The sequence below is a fragment of the Virgibacillus sp. NKC19-3 genome, from assembly GCF_019837165.1.
GTDB lineage: Bacteria > Bacillota > Bacilli > Bacillales > Amphibacillaceae > Virgibacillus_L > Virgibacillus_L saliphilus.
Genome location: NZ_JAGYHC010000001.1, coordinates 1,285,993 through 1,303,750, shown reverse-complemented (window position 1 = coordinate 1,303,750; position 17,758 = coordinate 1,285,993). Strand labels below are relative to the sequence as shown.

Annotated in this window: 15 protein-coding genes, 2 pseudogenes and 1 riboswitch; of the genes and pseudogenes, 2 read left to right on the top strand and 15 right to left on the bottom strand. The window is 40.2% G+C overall.

Annotation, left to right across the window (positions count from 1 at the left end; genetic code table 11):
- Positions 1-264 precede the first annotated feature (264 nt).
- Positions 265-1,605, top strand: coding sequence for a CoA-disulfide reductase (locus tag KFZ56_RS06400; protein WP_222641011.1), 1,341 nt, complete (start codon positions 265-267; stop codon positions 1,603-1,605).
- Between the two features lie 612 nt (positions 1,606-2,217).
- Here KFZ56_RS06400 and KFZ56_RS06395 read toward each other — a convergent pair.
- The 8 genes and pseudogenes from KFZ56_RS06395 to ribD all read right to left on the bottom strand — a co-directional run bounded on the left by KFZ56_RS06395 (position 2,218) and on the right by ribD (position 10,513).
- Positions 2,218-2,889, bottom strand: coding sequence for a hypothetical protein (locus tag KFZ56_RS06395; protein WP_222641010.1), 672 nt, complete (start codon positions 2,887-2,889; stop codon positions 2,218-2,220).
- A gap of 217 nt (positions 2,890-3,106) precedes the next feature.
- Positions 3,107-4,159, bottom strand: a complete 1,053-nt coding sequence (locus KFZ56_RS06390; RefSeq protein ID WP_222641009.1) for a C45 family autoproteolytic acyltransferase/hydrolase — start codon at positions 4,157-4,159, stop codon at positions 3,107-3,109.
- A gap of 81 nt (positions 4,160-4,240) precedes the next feature.
- Positions 4,241-4,810: a hypothetical protein gene (locus KFZ56_RS06385; RefSeq protein WP_222641008.1), complete on the bottom strand. Its 570-nt coding sequence runs from the start codon at positions 4,808-4,810 to the stop codon at positions 4,241-4,243.
- Positions 4,811-4,880: 70 nt separating this feature from the next.
- Positions 4,881-6,757, bottom strand: a pseudogene (locus KFZ56_RS06380) (ABC-F family ATP-binding cassette domain-containing protein).
- 325 nt (positions 6,758-7,082) lie between these two features.
- Positions 7,083-7,553, bottom strand: a complete 471-nt coding sequence (ribH, locus tag KFZ56_RS06375) for a 6,7-dimethyl-8-ribityllumazine synthase (RefSeq protein WP_222641007.1) — start codon at positions 7,551-7,553, stop codon at positions 7,083-7,085.
- 13 nt (positions 7,554-7,566) lie between these two features.
- Entirely contained in the window at positions 7,567-8,775 is a 1,209-nt protein-coding gene (locus KFZ56_RS06370; RefSeq protein WP_222641006.1) for a bifunctional 3,4-dihydroxy-2-butanone-4-phosphate synthase/GTP cyclohydrolase II, read from the bottom strand.
- A gap of 33 nt (positions 8,776-8,808) precedes the next feature.
- Complete coding sequence (gene ribE, locus KFZ56_RS06365) at positions 8,809-9,417, bottom strand: riboflavin synthase (RefSeq protein ID WP_222641005.1); 609 nt, start codon at positions 9,415-9,417, stop codon at positions 8,809-8,811.
- Positions 9,398-10,513 carry a bifunctional diaminohydroxyphosphoribosylaminopyrimidine deaminase/5-amino-6-(5-phosphoribosylamino)uracil reductase RibD gene (gene ribD, locus KFZ56_RS06360; protein ID WP_222641003.1) on the bottom strand — a complete coding sequence of 372 codons (1,116 nt, stop codon included), beginning with the start codon at positions 10,511-10,513 and terminating at the stop codon, positions 9,398-9,400. The genes ribE and ribD overlap by 20 nt, the downstream gene beginning before the upstream one ends.
- Before the next feature lie 157 nt (positions 10,514-10,670).
- Positions 10,671-10,816, bottom strand: a riboswitch (FMN riboswitch).
- Positions 10,817-11,130: 314 nt separating this feature from the next.
- On the opposite strand from ribD, the gene KFZ56_RS06355 reads away from it, so the two are divergent.
- A complete protein-coding gene (locus KFZ56_RS06355; protein ID WP_222641002.1) occupies positions 11,131-12,117 on the top strand; it encodes a DmpA family aminopeptidase in 987 nt (328 codons plus the stop codon).
- A 387-nt stretch (positions 12,118-12,504) separates the two neighbouring features.
- Here KFZ56_RS06355 and KFZ56_RS06350 read toward each other — a convergent pair whose 3' ends face one another.
- The 7 genes and pseudogenes from KFZ56_RS06350 to cyoE all read right to left on the bottom strand — a co-directional run bounded on the left by KFZ56_RS06350 (position 12,505) and on the right by cyoE (position 17,653).
- A complete protein-coding gene (locus KFZ56_RS06350; protein ID WP_222641001.1) occupies positions 12,505-13,302 on the bottom strand; it encodes a DUF4097 family beta strand repeat-containing protein in 798 nt (265 codons plus the stop codon).
- The gene (locus KFZ56_RS06345; RefSeq protein ID WP_222643912.1) at positions 13,295-13,855 is read right to left on the bottom strand and encodes an HAAS signaling domain-containing protein; all 561 of its coding nucleotides are present in this window, start codon (positions 13,853-13,855) and stop codon (positions 13,295-13,297) included. The genes KFZ56_RS06350 and KFZ56_RS06345 overlap by 8 nt, the downstream gene beginning before the upstream one ends.
- Entirely contained in the window at positions 13,848-14,171 is a 324-nt protein-coding gene (locus KFZ56_RS06340; protein ID WP_222641000.1) for a PadR family transcriptional regulator, read from the bottom strand. Before KFZ56_RS06340 ends, KFZ56_RS06345 begins: the two co-directional genes overlap by 8 nt.
- A 180-nt stretch (positions 14,172-14,351) precedes the next feature.
- Positions 14,352-15,018 (bottom strand): annotated as a pseudogene (locus KFZ56_RS06335) (reverse transcriptase-like protein).
- Between the two features lie 82 nt (positions 15,019-15,100).
- On the bottom strand, positions 15,101-15,991 hold the full coding sequence (locus KFZ56_RS06330) for an RluA family pseudouridine synthase (RefSeq protein WP_222640999.1): 891 nt from the start codon (positions 15,989-15,991) through the stop codon (positions 15,101-15,103).
- Between the two features lie 411 nt (positions 15,992-16,402).
- A complete protein-coding gene (locus tag KFZ56_RS06325; RefSeq protein WP_222640998.1) occupies positions 16,403-16,684 on the bottom strand; it encodes a GNAT family N-acetyltransferase in 282 nt (93 codons plus the stop codon).
- 39 nt (positions 16,685-16,723) lie between these two features.
- On the bottom strand, positions 16,724-17,653 hold the full coding sequence (gene cyoE, locus KFZ56_RS06320; RefSeq protein WP_222640996.1) for a heme o synthase: 930 nt from the start codon (positions 17,651-17,653) through the stop codon (positions 16,724-16,726).
- Positions 17,654-17,758 lie beyond the last annotated feature (105 nt).

Below are 17,758 nucleotides of genomic sequence, written 5' to 3'. Positions count from 1 at the left end.
TAACCAGCGGAGGAAATACATGGAGACTCCTGCGGGAGCTAAAGGCTACGATGAGACTCCGCAGTGCTCACGTCACAAGGAGGCTCATCAGCCGCCTAAGGTGCGCGGAATGTGTTTCTGGAGCGGTATACTTGCTCTCAATCAGTGTTTGCTAAGGAATTGTCACTACGTCGCAATTTCTAGTTTTTATGTCAAATTGATAAAAGAGCGATAAGCAGATCCTGTTGGTTTAAAAATAGTATGTTAGAGAAAGGAGCGATTCAGATGGCTCAAAAGATTGTAATTGTCGGTGGAGTTGGTGGAGGGGCAACTGTTGCAGCGCAAATTCGCAGGAATGATAAAGCGTCAGAAATAGTAATGTTTGATAAAGGCGATCATATTTCTTTTTCAAACTGTGGAATGCCTTATTATATTGGGGAAGTCGTCGAAAGTAGAGATGACTTATTAACATCTACAGCTACATTTCGTGAAAAATATGATACCACCATAAGAACAAGAGCTGAAGTTACAAGTATTGATCGGCAAAATAAGCAAATTAAGGTAAGCGATGAATCAAGTATATACCATGAAACCTATGATAAACTAATTCTTGCACCAGGGGCATCGGCCGTTATCCCGGACGTGGAAGGTAGAAACAAGGCATGTATATTCACCATGCACACGATCCCGGATATGGATGAAATACACAGCTATATAAAAGCTAACCGACCAAAGACCGTCGCAATTATTGGCGCTGGTTTTATTGGCTTGGAAATGGTCGAAAACCTGCATGCCTTAGGACTAAAATGTACGATCATTGACAGATCTGACCAAGTAATGAAAATAGTCGACAAAAATATAGCTGCTATTATTGAAGATCACCTAAAGAAACAAGGCATCGAACTCATTTTAAACGACGGGTTGGCCGGTTATTCCAATGAAGGGAAAACAATTCAACTTACCAGTGGAAACACCCTGCAGGCAGATATGACGCTAATGGCAACAGGAGTGAAACCAAATACAAAGCTGGCTATGGATGCCTCTTTAAAGCTTGGAAATACAGGCGCTATTTCTGTAAATGAGTTTATGCAAACCATAGATCCGGACGTTTATGCGTTGGGCGATGCTGTTGAAACAAACGATTTAATCACACAAACCCCAACACATACAGCTCTCGCATGGCCCGCGCACAGACAAGCTTTTATAATCGCGAATCACCTAAGTGGTGGAAATATCCCATATAAAGGGACACTCGGATCGGCTATTTTAAAAGTGTTTAACCTAACTGTTGGTGCAACAGGGCATAATAGTGCCTCCTTGAAAAAGTTAGGGTATACGTTTAAAGCGTCTACATTACAAGCTTATTCTCATGCAGGATACTATCCTGGATCTGATAAGCTCTGGCTAAAAATTTTATTTGATGATAAAACTGGTACTCTGTACGGAGCGCATATCGTCGGATATGATGGAGTCGATAAACGACTTGCAGTGCTGACAACAGCCATCAAAGCCAGACTAACTGTATGGGATCTACCTGAATTGGAACTTGCTTATGCCCCTCCCTATTCCAGTCCAAAAGATCCGGTTAATATTCTCGGTTATAAAGCTTCAGCGATGATTGATTGAACAAAATCGTAGAAAGTTGGATTAATAAGCAAGGCTGTTTTCTAAAAGACTGTTGCTTCTGACACAAAAGATGTAAACTGCGACGTAATATGAAATACTCGTCGCCGTCCGGGATCGTTCCGGGCAGTCGCTTTTCGCGGGCACTGTCTCAGCCTCCTTGAGAAACCCACTCTGCGGGGTCTTCGGACACGTGCTGGGACTACGCGTAAATGCTCGTCCTACCAAAGACATTTGTTCCCGCAGGATTCGACTTGCCCTTCACTCACCCGGACTAGTGACAGCACAAAACTGTTTTGCTTTATTACATAAATAATATATAATAAGTTAATGCTAGCGGAGGAAACACATGTAGACTCCGACGGGAGCTAAAGGCTACGATGAGACGCCGAAGTGCGCTAGCACGAGGTGCTCATCAGCCCCCTAAGGTGCGCGGAATGTGTTTCCGTAGCGGTATCCCTACGCTCAACTATCATTAGAACGAGAACCTCCTCATAAAGTTACTTTCACTACGTCGCAGTTCATATCAACAACGAAGATTTAAAACCAACAATACGTACGAAAAGAGCCTAAATCAAAAATCCCAGCCATCGATGTCAGCTGGGATTTCCTTGCTTATAGATCTTCTTCAAACTGGTACACAAGCGTGAAATTATTTTCATCCAGTAGCTCTGCAACATGAACTCGCACCCCATGACCGAAGACAACTTCATCCTCTGTCATTGCAACAATCATTGCTTTTGTTTCATTAATGACATCAATATAGATATCGCCAACTACCGGTTTTAATGTATGATCTTTCTCCGATAAGTAAGATATGGATTCATCTTCAATTTGCTGTGATTCCGGCACCAAATTTTTATCACGATAAGCAATTTCTTGACTCGCATCTGACCTTCCAGGAACCATAACTACATACTCATTATGTTTTACACCATTATCTTTTGTTGTGACCACATTTCCATCTTCAACGTTTTCTACTTTCTCAATTTCATTAAGGGAGTAATGATCCAGAAAATCCGGCGTAGGTTTTGTAATTAAAATATAGTCTCCTGGCTCTGGCTTCTTATCCTTATTAATCGTATACCTTTTTCCATAAAAGATAAATGTATCGTTATGTTGAGGTCTATACAATTCAATTTCACTGGCTCTTGTTAAAAATTGCTGCATATCTTTCAAACGGTACAAGTGAATTGATTTTCTGAACACGGGCTTTACAGAATATACTTTGTGCAGTTCATTATTATAAAATACAAATTGCCCTTTTCTTACCTGATAAAGTTTCATTAAACTACCTCCTATATAACCTTGTGATTTTATAACTACATTTATTAGAAAAACTTGGCATACGCGGTCTTTAGCGAATGTCTTTATAAGATTTATGCAGTAAGGAATATACCTATACGCTCATAACTGCTAAGAGAGTCTTTATATAGACAGTTTCCCTTATTCGTATACGTTTTAAACCTTAAAATAAGCAGAAATTAGCTCTAATTATCCCAAATCATCGTACAACTTCATTCATGTGACCGAATGACAGATCCGTATCAACTTCCCCTAAGATCCGTTTTGTTGTAACTCGCTCTCCACGAAGCCATCTGTCAAAATCAAAAATAACCGGCTTACGGTCACCACCTAAGGCAAACCATGCTTTCTTTTGCTTTGGAAAATAAGCAGATGTATGAATAGTTCCTGCCCAATGCTTATATTTATCGGAAAAAATGCCTTTATCTGTATCATTCAACATTCGAAATGCACGGTATTCATCCGTAACCTTATCTTGCTGCTGCTTGATTGCTTGCATTCGTTTATAAGAATCATCTAAATGATGGCGATTTTCTTCTTTTAATACTTCGAAATGATTGGTACAAACATTTGACGTGCGTACTTCCACCCCTCTGGGTGTAGCTTCGATAACAAATGTTTCTTCATTTTCATCCAACACAATATAACTAAATGAGTGACGATGTGGTATTTCCTTCAAGAGCGAGATTGCCTCGGAGGCAGTGGCGCAGTTCTCCAGGACCATTCTACCGATCATATTACAGATAAAACCCTCACCGGGTTTTCTTCGATGGATAAAATTATAGCCCATTGCAAGCCCTTTTTCATTCATGCCATCCATTCGTCCTGTAATCCGCTGAGAAGGCCCAATAACGGCATACCCCTGATCATCCGGTTGAAAAATCGTATAACGTCCTTCATATGTTCTTGGATGGAAATCATAATTTCGGACCATATAATCAGATCCGGTAAAAATGGAACATCCACTCTTCACGTAGTCAAGTCGATATCCGCCGAATTCTTTTAAAACCTCTTCCATCGACATTTGCAGACCATCGCGTAAACCAATCAGCTCTTCCCAAATTCCCGGTGCAACCTTTTCAATCGCTTGTTTTACTTCATTTTCATGAATAGAAAAACGTTGCTTTCTAACCTTCCATTGCTTCCTGCGATTTGTTATTATCATAGAATCCTTTAATAATTCTCCCTGCATATAGCCAAAATCATAATGACTTCCCCGAAACTGTATAATATCGCTATATATTTGCTGCATGGATGTATCCCTCATTTTTCTTTTTCTACCCTTAGTTTAATCGATATGGAAGGAAATTGAAATGGAAGATCCAAAAGAATTTTATATTTTTCTTTCCGTTTTCTTTATTTTAAGGAAAAGCTTTGTCATCCACAGAGCGAGGAGGGAAACTGCTATATTGATAAACGACAAATACAAGAAATTCATCCCATTATGCATTCGCAATAAGTCAACAGTAGTGGATATGCCTCCAAACCCATACGCAAAAATAAAGGAAACCACTACAGTATAAAGGTAAAAATTTTTACCCTTATTGGTACAATATTGATATAGCAACATAAAAGTTATTGGAAGTATAACGGCCGTTACAGTAATCCCAGATGGGATAAATCCGATGATGGTATGCGGATGGATGAGATAATTTTCTGCGGTTAAAAAAATATCCACATTTAACCATAGCAAATGCACCGTATAACCAAAAAAAGAGATCTCGAATAACCTCTCCCTATCAACTGCAAAATAGAGAATAACAAATGGTATCACAACACTTACTAGGTTAAACCAAAAAAACCATGTACTCATACCCGAATAGAGATGCCAGTACTCCGAATAAGCGTTACTAAGTTGTTCCTTCAAATCATAAATTCGTTGATACAATTGGGTTTCACTCATAGGATATACCACCTAAATAAGATATTAATAGTAGCTTGTATCCATACCCTCAATCTTATTCAGGTAAATCCTATTTGTTTGCCAATTCCTCCACCATCAATGACAGCTCTTCCCAGCGCTCCATTTTCACTTCAAGTTCCGCTTCTTTCTTCTCCTGTTCGGCAAATAATTCCTGAACCTTTTCTGAATTACTGCCTGCTTCTGCAATCTCCTGCTGTAATGCTTCTATCTTTTCCTCAAGCTCCATGATCTGATCCTCAATCTGGTTCCACTCTTTTTGCTCATGGTAGGAGAGCTTTTTCTTCTGTTTTTTGGTCGTTGTTCCACTTTATCAGGCTTTGTTTGCTTCTCTGGAACCTCCTGGACCTCTTCTAAATATGCACTATAATTTCCAAAGTAACGCTTTACTTCACCATAACCTGTAAACACAAGCAACTGATCCACTACCCGATCCAAAAAGTAACGATCGTGGGATACCGTAATCACTACACCAGGGAATTGCTCCAAATAATCTTCCAGTACGCTTAGTGTTTGTGTATCCAAATCATTTGTTGGCTCATCCAAAAATAAAACATTTGGTTCCTCCATTAGTACTTTAAGCAAATACAAGCGTCGTTTTTCCCCGCCGGAAAGCCTGCGGATATACGTCCATTGTTCCGGTCTGGAAAATAAAAATCGCTCCAGCATCTGCTCAGCAGTAACCACTGATTGATCTTTCGTATGAACAACTTCAGCAACCTCTTTAATATAGTCAATGACCCGCATATTTCCGTCCAGTTCTTCCTCACCTTGGGTATAATAGCCAATTTTAACTGTTTCTCCTATTTTAACTTCACCTTGATCAGGGGTTATGCGCTCCGCCATTATATGGAGTAATGTCGTTTTCCCGGAACCATTTGGTCCAACAATTCCGATCCGATCATGTGGCACAACCAGATGACTAAAATGCTTCAACAGCGTCTTATTGTCATAGGATTTTTCAATAGCTTCCAACTCAATGACTTGTTTTCCTAAACGTGTAGATCCAACTTGAAAATCAACATCCTGCTTCTCCGTGTCAAAAGTAGTCTTCTTCATTTCAGAAACGCGGTCTATTCTTGCCTTTTGTTTTGTCCCTCTGGCTTTTACACCACGTTTTAACCAGGCAATTTCGCGTCTTAGCGTATTTTGATGCTTCTGCTCATTACTTGCTTCCAGCTCTTCACGCTCTGCCTTTTTTTCTAAAAATACTTCATAATTTCCTTCATAGACATATAAATTCCCCTTGTCCAGCTCGAAAATCTTATTGGTTACCCGATTTAAAAAGTATCTATCATGGGTAACGAGCAACAGAGAGCCTTTATATCCTTGCAAGAATTTCTCCAACCACTCGACCGTTTCATTATCCAAATGGTTGGTCGGCTCATCCAATATTAATAGATCCGCTGGTTGAATAAGCGCTTTTGCTATTGCCACACGCTTTCGCTGCCCGCCAGAAAGCTCCGAAACCCTTTTATCGAAACTTGTAATTCCTAGCTTCGTAAGCACCGTTTTTGCAGCGGTGTTCGCATCCCAAGCTTCATACTCGTCCATCTTTTGCTGCATTTTAAGCAAATAGGACTGGACATCGTCATTATTGGGGTTATTTTGCAAGTTGTAAAGTGCTCGCTCATAGTCACGCATGACCTGCATTATGGCAGAATTACCATAATAAATTTGTTCAATAACCGTTAAACTTCCATCAAGTTCCGGATCTTGAGGAAGATATTCAATATGGTAATCTTTTGGATGTTTAATCGTCCCCTTATCAGGTGTATCTTCGTGGGCTATTGCTTTTAAAAAACTGGACTTGCCCGTGCCATTAACACCAATTAGACCAATACGCTCCTGCGTCCCTATCGTACATGAAATATCATTAAATAAAATCTTTTCCCCATATGATTTATATAAATTTTCAATGGTAAGCATTTGATAAACCCTTCCTCACGCTTAAATTCAACAGCTAGTTATGTTTCTTTTTATTACTGATCCACGTTCTAACGGTGACAACGATTAAGAACAGAAGCCAAGACGTTACAATGTAAAATATTATTTGACTCACTGTATTCATATCAGAAAAAAAGAATGCCATCCCTGCCCAAATGACAGCTATAATAATACATTGTGCAACTAATAGTTTGATGGTAAACTCCCCCCGATTCAAATAGCCTTCCCATTAGTTTATCGTATTCATAGTAGATTTTCCATCGAAAAAGCCAGGAAAGGTAAACAACGTCGCTTTCCCGGCTTTTCTTTACGCCTCGATGATTTTTATCAGGTTTGCCATTTCAATGGCCGACACTGCTGCTTCTGCCCCTTTATTTCCAGCCTTCGTTCCTGCGCGTTCCACTGCTTGCTCAATTGTTTCTGTTGTAAGAATTCCAAAGATTACCGGCTTTTCAGATTGAACAGATGCATGGGATACGCCTTTTGCAGTTTCATTACATACATAGTCAAAATGCGGCGTTGACCCTCGGATTACCGTTCCTAATGTAATCACTGCATCATAGGTTGGATTGTTTGCCATTTTCCTGGCAATTAAAGGTATCTCAAATGCCCCCGGAACCCATGCAACATCTATATTATCATCCGTCAACCCATGTCTTTTCAGTGTCCCAACGGCGCCATCTAGTAATTTAGCAGTAATCAATTCATTGAATCTACCTACGACAACACCTATTTTCAAATTACTGCCGACCAGATTTCCTTCAAATGTTTTTCCCATTATCACTTTCCCCCTATTCGTGATGGAATGATAGTAAGTGTCCTAATTTCGCATATTTTGTTCTCATGTAGTTTTCATTTTCTTCCCACATATTTGTTTGTATGGGTAGACGTGATTGAATCGTTATCCCAAACGATTCCAGCGCTTTTACTTTTTCCGGGTTATTGGTTAAAAGGTGAATATTTTTTACTCCCAAATCCTTTAAAATTTGTGCACTAACATCATATTTTCGCAGGTCTGGTGCAAAGCCCAGCTGTTCATTGGCCTCTACTGTATCAAAGCCTTCATCCTGCAGTTTATAGGCACGGAGTTTGTTGATCAGTCCAATACCTCGCCCCTCTTGGCGCATATAAATGAGAACGCCCCGTCCAGCTTCTTCCATTTCTTTCAGTGCTTGATGGAGCTGCGGACCACAATCACAGCGATGGGATCCAAAAACATCTCCTGTAAGACACTCCGAATGAATCCGTGTCAGAATTGCCTCATCTGAATGAGAATCAATATCTCCTTTTACTAGCGCAATATGTTCTTTATCACCCTGGTCTTCTGTATAGCCGAATATTTTAAATGCCCCGAAGTCAGTCGGTAAAATGGTTTCTACTTCTCGCTTAATATGGTTTGATTTATTTTTTCGATAATCGATTAATGCTTCAATAGTTACCATTTTCAAATCAAATGCTTCCGCCATTTTCTTTAATTCAGGCACCCTCGCCATTTCACCATTATCTTTTATAATTTCGCAAATGACACTTGATGGAAATGCACCGCTTAGTGATGCTAAATCTACAGAAGCTTCCGTATGACCGGGCCGCCTCAAGACACCGCCTTCTTTTGCAATTAATGGGAAAACATGTCCTGGACGTTTAAAGTCTGTTGCCTCTACATCTGAATGGATGAGTGCTTGAATGGTTTGAGATCGATCGTTAGCACTAATTCCTGTTGTCGTATCCTTGTGATCGATCGATACGGTAAAAGCTGTACCAAATGGATCTGTTTCCTGACTTGTCATTAAAGACAGACCGAGTTTATCAGCCAGATCCGCTTTAATCGGTGTACACACAAGTCCTCTTGCATGTGTAATCATAAAGTTAATCATTTCCGGTGTTGCATATTGCGATAATGCAACTAAGTCACCTTCGTTTTCCCTATTCTCATCATCTACAACGATAACCGGTTTTCCTACTTGTAAATCTGATATAGCTTCTTCAATTGTATGAAACATAAGCTTCCCTTCTTTCACATAATAACTTCCTGATTAGATTTCGCGGTTGTCCTGCTGCTTCAGCATTTGCTGTATATATTTAGCGAGCATATCACATTCGATATTAACGATATCCCCTTCTCGTTTTTCACCCAATGTTGTCTCTGAGACAGTATGTGGGATTAATGATATCGTAAATGTATGCTTCTCCACATGAAAAATAGTCAAGCTAATTCCATCCACCGCTACCGACCCTTTTTTAATGAAAAGCGGGGTGAGTTCTTTCGCAATTTGAATATCATAATAAACCGCATTCTCCTGCTTTTCCTTTCGAATAATTCTTCCCGTATCATCTACATGACCGGAAACAAAATGGCCACCGAATCTACCATCTGCTGCCATGGCTCTTTCCAAATTCACCTTGGATCCTAACGTTAGTGCATTTAGGGAAGTGGATGTAATCGTCTCAGGCATCGCATCCACTTGAAAATGTTCCGAAGTGAAATCCGTAACAGTCAGACAAATGCCATTTACTGCTATACTATCTCCCGTACTTATATCAGCGATAACGTTATCAGATCCAATTTCTAGCTTAACAGCCTGATCAGATACATGTTCCATGCGTTTCACGATACCCACTTCTTCAATTATTCCTGTAAACATCGGATACTTCCTTTCTCGGTTCAGCGGTGACTTTCATATCTTCACCTATCATCTCGACCTGTTTTATCGTTAGTTCCGGAACTTCTGAAATGAGCCTAAATCCTTCCCCCATAAAAGAAGTCGGTGCATCAATTCCGCCAATTAACTTTGGGGCCATATACATAACCAACTGATTCATTCGCAGCTTTTTTAAAAAAGAACCATTAACCTCAGCTCCACCTTCTACTAAGACTGACATGATTTTTCGTTCCCCCAAAATGTCCAACACTGTATCTACATCGATCTGTTCTTCTTCCAGCTGTATAACATCTACCCAAGGTTTTTTCAAAAATGGGGCCATTTCTTTTTCCGTCACATGCTTCCCGGTAAAAATCCACGTAAGGGCTTCATTATCTGTAATTATATTGGCGTCCAACGGTGTTCTTAACTTGGTATCCAAAATGATGCGTACCGGATTTTTGCCCGTATGGGAAAGTCTTGTCGTAAGCTTCGGATTATCCGCAATTACAGTGTTGACCCCTATTAAAATCCCGTCATGCCTATGTCGATAGTGATGTACATCATGCCGCGCCTTTTCCCCTGTTATCCATTTGCTATCACCTGTTACGGTTGCTGTTTTTCCATCCAAGCTGACAGCAGCTTTTACGGTCACAAACGGAGTCTTGGTTTGGGTATAATGGAAAAATACGGCATTTACTACTTCAGCCTCCTTATGCAACACACCGAGATCAACGTTCACATTAGCTTCGCGAAGCTTTTGTATACCTTGACCTGCTACCTTTTCATTTGGATCAGCAACTGCAATAACCGCCCGTTTTACTCCTTTTTCAACAATCAAATCCGCACACGGTGGAGTTCTTCCATAATGGGCACATGGTTCAAGCGTGACATATATCGTTGCGCCTTGAGCGTTCTCCCCCGCCATTTGAAGTGCGTGAACTTCTGCATGAGCTTCCCCTGCTTTTAAATGTGCGCCAATTCCAACAATAGCACCGTCTTTCACAACAACTGCACCGACCGGGGGGTTCGGACTTGTCTGTCCCGATACTCCTTGAGCAAGTTGTAGTGCATAACGCATATAATCCTCATCATTCAAAACTATCTCTCCTCACGATGAAAAGGCCTCTGAATTCGCTTCAGAGACCTAGGTTAGAATTTTTAACAACAAGAAAAAGGTATATCTAACAATAATACATGGACACCATCATGAAAACCCATGCATTTTTCGATTAGAGACATACGCGTTGATTAAAAAATTCCTTCTCCCATCCAGACTGTAACTGTCGGTTCCGGAGTTTCACCAGATCCACCGCTTGGTTTTATAACCGTGCGGGTCGCGGACTAAGAATTTTATTTCATCACCGCCGATTGGGAATTTCACCCGACCCTGAAGGAACATTTATATTTCATTTACTACAGTATAGCACTGCATTCTTGGAAAACGCAAGGGACATGGGGACAGGTTCCTTGTCCCAGCACACAAAATAACAGGTAGAGCTCACGTACTGGTGACAGTTTGACATTTATTCACGGTGGCGATGTTTTATCAGCGGAACTGCATACTTTATCGGCGGTTGAGGAGCTTTTATCAGTGGAACCTCATATCTTATCAGCAGTTCGGATGCTTTTATCAGCGATTGACAGTATTGTATCAGCAGTTATAATATACATAACATTAATCAATCACAAACTATCCAATAAGGAGCTCAAGCGATGCCGCTTCCAACAGGAAATTCCAATTGCATTACTGATGTGCAGGACGTAAAAGTTGGACATGTCACATTATATGAAAAAGTCGACGATGCAACTACCATTTGTACAGGAGTCTCCGCCATCCTTCCACATGGCGGGGATCTTTTCAATCAAAAAACGCGCGCAGCCAGTGCTATCCTCAATGGCTATGGAAAAACGACAGGCCTTGTTCAAATGGGAGAACTGGGGCTATTAGAATCCCCAATCATGCTAACAAACACATTTAGTGTCGGGGCAGTGTGGCAAGGTGCCCTGCAATACATGATTGAGGAAAACAAGGAAATTGGCGATGCAACCAGTACAATCAATCTTGTTGTCGGTGAGTGCAATGATAGCTATCTTAATTCTATCCGGCATCAGGCTATTAAGCCCAAGCATGCTGTTCAAGCGATTACAGGTTCATCGAATAAACCTTCCTTAGAAGGTGCGGTTGGAGCTGGTACAGGAATGATCTGTTTTGGTTATAAAGGCGGAATCGGAACAGCATCACGCGAAGTAACTGCAGACGGAGAAGTCTATACAGTGGGTTGTCTCGTTTTAAGTAACTTTGGAAAACGAGAGCAAGCACTATTTGCAAATTGGGAGAAACGCGATGTCGATACACCTGATGGATCGATTATGCTAATCATAGCAACAGATGCCCCGCTTTACGATCGGCAGTTAAAGCGCCTTGCCAAGCGTTGCGCAGCTGGACTTGCGCGTACCGGAAGCCATATGGATAATGGCAGTGGCGATATTGCTATCGCGTTTTCCACTGCTAATACCTATGATCACAACAAAAAGGCTGCTATCGAATCCATATCATGTGTACGTGATGATCACCCATTAATGAACCAATTATTTCAAGCTGTTACCGAGGCAACGGAAGAAGCAATTATTCGCTCTCTCAAATATGCAGAAACGACAGAGGGGAGAAATGGGCGTGTTGTGGAAAAAGCTCCATTATAGAATTGGCATATCACTCCATAACCATTCAGCCTTTTCGTTGGGGGACAGCAGGGACAGGTCCCTCGTCCCAGCACAGCGAAAAACGATTGGGACTGGGACAAACGTGTTTCCTTAAAAAGACGAACATTATCAAACTTAGCGTAGGAAATATGCGGAGACTCCAGCGGGAGGAAAGGCATAGGTAAGACACCTAAAGCCACGGGTAGCAATCTTTTTTTGCGATGGAGTGCTGACCCACGAAGTCACTTGCAACACGACGCGCACAAGGGGGCTCACCAGCCGCCCTAAGATGCGCGAAGTATATTTTTAGAAGCGATGTATGTTCAGAATTTATTTGTTAAAAACATTTTTGTCCCAGTCCCATTGTCCCTCCTAATGACTGAAAGGCTACTTCTCTACCGTAATATCTCCATTATCCGTAGCTAATGTAATCTCGTTATCGCCATTCCCAGTTACAGTATCCCAGTCCGAATCGCCGAAGATGTTAATTTTTCCGTTATCTACGCGCACATCAAATACTGCATTTGTGGGTTCTTCTGCTGTCTGAATGGTAATACTCCCGTTATCTGTATAGAAATCAAGGTTTCGATCAAGCCCCTCCGTTACAAGAGAAATTGCTCCGTTATCTGTCTTGCTGTTGATGGCTCCATCTACATGATCCAATTTTATTTTTCCATTGTCAGATGTCACATTAACCATCCCAGCTGCAATATTAGCCATTGCAACTTCCCCGTTGTCTGTTGATACGTCAATAGCTTCTACCGTTAGATCATCTGCTTGAAAGCTTCCATTATCTATATCTACAAGTAACGATTCATACGCTTTTTCAGGAAGGTATACGGTCAGTGTCATAGGGCCTCCCCAATCAAGCTGGAATAGTTTTTCTTTTTGTTTCTTGGTTTCAATGGACAATGTATTATCATTTTCCTTCACAGCCAATTCCGTTTTATTATCGCTTGCTGTACTTCCTTCAAGCTCCACTCTTGCATTTGGTTCTTCCGTGGATTTCATGATTACTTTTTCATTATCTAGCCGAATATCAATAGCTGTTATATTATCTATATTCGCTTGTTTCGTCTCAGCAACTGCCGTCCGTTCATGAAAATTAAACGTAAAAATACTTCCTACTACACCAACGAGTATTAACAGTAGAGCAACAACCATTATTTTTTTCACATTACCCATGCTTCAAACCACCCTTCACAAGTTTCACATTGTAATTCAAATAACGCACAAATCCAGTAGAAATAAAACGAGTTGCATACACCATTCCAATTGCTAGCAATAAACCGAGACCCGCAAGTGCGATCGAGAAAAATAAATCAAAGTACTGAAATGAATCCGGATAAATGGCCAAATTAGCGACAACCATTAATGGAGTGGCAATGAATGCGACTGCAGACACCCAGCCTGTAAGTAAGACGACTACCAGTGCTATAAATGGTCCAAGCACAATGACTAAATTGAAGAATCCTAACCCAATGACGGCCCATACGGCTCGTAGAATATTACCTGTTGTGGAAACGTCGTCGACTTTCTCCAAATAATAGGTGGCCAATAATTCTTTTGCAATTTGATTAGGCGTTCCCAAATTATTGGCAATCTCCTCCTCAGTCTTTCCTTCTTCTTTCCCGATGGCAAAATGCTCCCGGAAATCGTTTAACATATCCAGTCGTTCTGCATCAGGTAATTTTTTTAATGCTACGTCCATCTTTTTTAAGAACTGCTCTTCATTCACCACGAACACCTTCCTTTATTAATTCATTCACACCAATCGAAAATTGTTGCCATTCCTTGATTAGTTTTTGAAGATAATCCCTTCCTTTATCTGTCAACCTGTAATATTTACGCGAAGGGCCTTCCTTGGATTCCTGTAAATATGTCGTGAAGTATTCTTCTGTTTTCAGCCTTCGAAGTAGCGGATATACAGAGCCTTCAGATATGGCAATCCGATCAGAAATTTTCTGTACAAGTTCATAACCGTACCGATCTTGTTTATCCAAAAGTGCCAGAACACATAGTTCTAATACACCTTTTTTGAATTGTATGTTCAAGATCAATCACACCTCATTTCATTTACACTACTGTTTATTAAACAGTACCTTAATTAATACTATACAACTAACTATTGTTTATTGCAAGGTACTATATAAAAAATTAAATCCATAAAAAACATACTAGGATTAATGGGGAAAAATGTTCGTCGATGACCTTTCCCATTCATCCTAGTATGTTTACTCTCTTTCAGGATCAATTTCTTTCGTGCTCACTATTTCAATTTCATGTAGCGCCTGGGAAGCGAGGTGATCTGCTTCCCGGTTCTTTTTTCGAGAAATGAGTTCATATGTTGGTTCTTCCCAACTGATCAATTGTATTCTCAATACGATCCGCCCATTTTGCTAATTCTTCCTCATAACAAGGCCATTCCGCTGTTAACTGATTGATGACAACTTGAGAATCACCAATCAAAGTAACGGGTAAATGATGGACGCCAAGCAATTCTAATTCTTTTAATGCAAGATGCAACGCAGCGTATTCTGCTTCATTGTTTGTATAGAGTTCCTCAACCAATGCATTTTTTCGCAATCGAAATGATTTATCATGCTGTTCATAGTAGATCGCAAAGCCTAGCCCGGAATTTCTTGTTTCCAAATCAAAGCCGCCATCAAAGAAAATCGTCACGTTATGTATTTCTGTTTTTATTTCCTCCATCTGTTTTTTTAATTCCTTGAAATTCCATGTGGTTTCCCTACTATCGATAAATTGTATACGTTTCATGCGACCGGTTCTTTCTATATCCTCCGCGATTAATAATGCTTTTGGCGCTCGCATTTGGTCTGAAGTGAAGAATGTTTCTGTCCCTTTGGGTGTTTGATAGGCTATTTCCATCCTGACGTTCATGTTAATCCCCCATTCTAAACTATATGCGACGTTCATTGGTATTGCCGTTTATGCATCATAGACAAGGTTAATAACTTCAACATCACCTAGATTTAACCAAAAAAGATTTCGGAACATCCGCTTCAAATCGCAATAATTCACCTGTAGTTGGATGCCGAAAAGCCAACACCGTTGCATGGAGGCCAAGTCGTCTAATGGTATTTTGTTTAGATCCATATTTTTTATCACCGACAACTGGATTGCCAAGATCTTGCATATGTACACGAATTTGATTTTTCCGCCCTGTTTCGAGCTTAATTTCCAGTAATGAAAAATCTTTATTGGATTGAATAACTTTATAATGGGTAATGGCATGTTGTCCGTCATTTTTCATTGGGCTGGAATACATTAAATGGGTTTTGCTTTCCTTTATCCATGAGGAAACATATCCCTTTTTCTTTTCCATTTCCCCTTCCACTAACGCCGCGTAAGTCCGTTCGCTAACAGTTTCCTTCCAGTCCTCTTGCAGCATCTGCTTCACTTGCTCCTTTTTCGCAAACATCATAACACCTGAGGTATCCTTATCAAGCCGATGTACCACAAAAATCCGGTTTTGGGCATCTTCACGACGAACATAGTCCATCAATTGATGGTGTGCCGTTTGCTTCTTCTCCTTTTCAGTAGCAATAGAAAGCAAGCCAGCCTCTTTATTAATAACAATGATATCGTCATCCTCGTATAAAATCGACATCCCTGTTAATGCACTTTCTTTTATTGCCGCCTTGTTTTTTAAAATGGTAATAGTCTGCCCTGGGTAAAGGGCATAATTATGTTTTGTTTCTATATGGTCATCAACCGTAACCTGGCCACGGGTGAGTATAGACTTCACTGAATTTCGGCTGCGATTGGACATTACCTCCCGCAAAAAAGGCAACAGTTCTGTTTGCTCCTTAACCGTATAAACGAATGAGTCTCCTTCTTTTCTATTAGACATAAATGATCTCCTCTAGTTCTTAAAATAATAGGTAGGTTTACTTTAACCAATGTCGAAAAATCTAATCCTCATCTTTTACATCATTATCTTCCGTAGTAGTTATTGGATTGTTAAAAAATAGCATGTAAACATTATATCAGTTAAGCACTAATACGAAAATCTTTCAATGTAGATCTCGTGCGTAATAAAATAACGAATTTCAAATCGGGAAAGATAAGTGTCAGTTCGGAAGGAAACTTTCTAAAGCAGGGGGGCGCCGTACCAATTCGGGACAGACCACGTCTGACGGGAGGAAGGCAGATTAGATAGCCTTTAGCCATCGTAACTCAGCCATATCCCTATTATACTATCCCACCAATACAAAAAATCAGGACCTCTCCCACAAGAGAGGTCCTGATTATTATATCTCTTTTACTGATTCTCCAGTATATCATGATATTCCGGTGTTTTTTCCAGTTTACTTTTGGCATACGGGCATAAAGGCAGAATTTTTTTCCCTTTTTCTCTTGCGCGCATCACTACTTTTCCCACTAACTCTCCCGCAATACCTTGTCTACGAAGCTCATCCGATACATAAGTATGATCAATGACAAGCCGGTTATCCCCATTTTCTATAAACGTAATCTCAGCCAATGGATCTTTTATATCGTCTCCCACATAAAACTTATTTTCCCCTTTATTTATCATAACCATCAAAATACCTCCATTGGAATTGTTTTTCTTACGGTATTACTAAGTAAACACAGGTAACGTAGCGATAATCATTATCAGAAATAAAACGAATAAATAGCTTAATGAGTATATAAAAATTGTTTGAGCCCATTTGCGATTATCTTTTGTGAAAAATCCACGTATAGCTAAATATAAAAATCCAGCATTAAGCAACGTTGCCAGTACGATAAAGGTTGTGCCAAATGTCGCTAAAAACAGCGGTAATGGAAGTAAACATGCAACATAGACAACAATCTGCCGCTTGGTAAACGCAAAACCATGTACAACCGGTAACATCGGTACCCCTGCAGCTTTGTATTCATCATGTCTTTTGATTGCAATCGCAAACGTGTGTGGTATTTGCCATATAAACAACACAAGAAACAAGACCATTGGTACAATATGAAAAGCAGAATCTATTGCTGCCCATCCGATTAAAGGTGTAAATGCTCCCGATAAACTACCGATTACCGTATTGAGTGTATATTTTCGTTTCGACCATAGGGTATATAATACGACATAGACAAACCATCCAAGCACAGCATATAACGCTGCTTCTAACGTTGTAAACAACATTAGGATGAACCCAATTCCTGTAGATGCTGCTGCCATTTTGAATACAGCCTGTAGAGAAAAATTCCCAGTTACAGTAGGACGTGTTTGCGTGCGTTTCATTTCTTTATCAAGGTCAACCTCATACCAATTATTAAAAAGAAGTGCACCTGCAATGATTAATGTACTTCCAATTACCGTTAACAGAAATGTATCCAATTGCGCTGCAAAAGAACCACCGGTAAAGTAAACAGCTAACCAGAAACCGGTGAAAACCGGAAAAACATTAGCGATGAGTACTTTTAATTTCAAAAGTGATATAAGATCACGGATAATGTGATTACTTGATGTTATTGCTTTATCCAACTTCTGCGCGGAAGCTGCTTGTTCATTGTTCATTTCTAACCCCCTTAAAAACATAAGGTCACTATAAGACCATATTATATCATGAAATATGAAAAGCGAACAGTGTCTGACACTGTTCGACCAAGATTTCGTCAACAT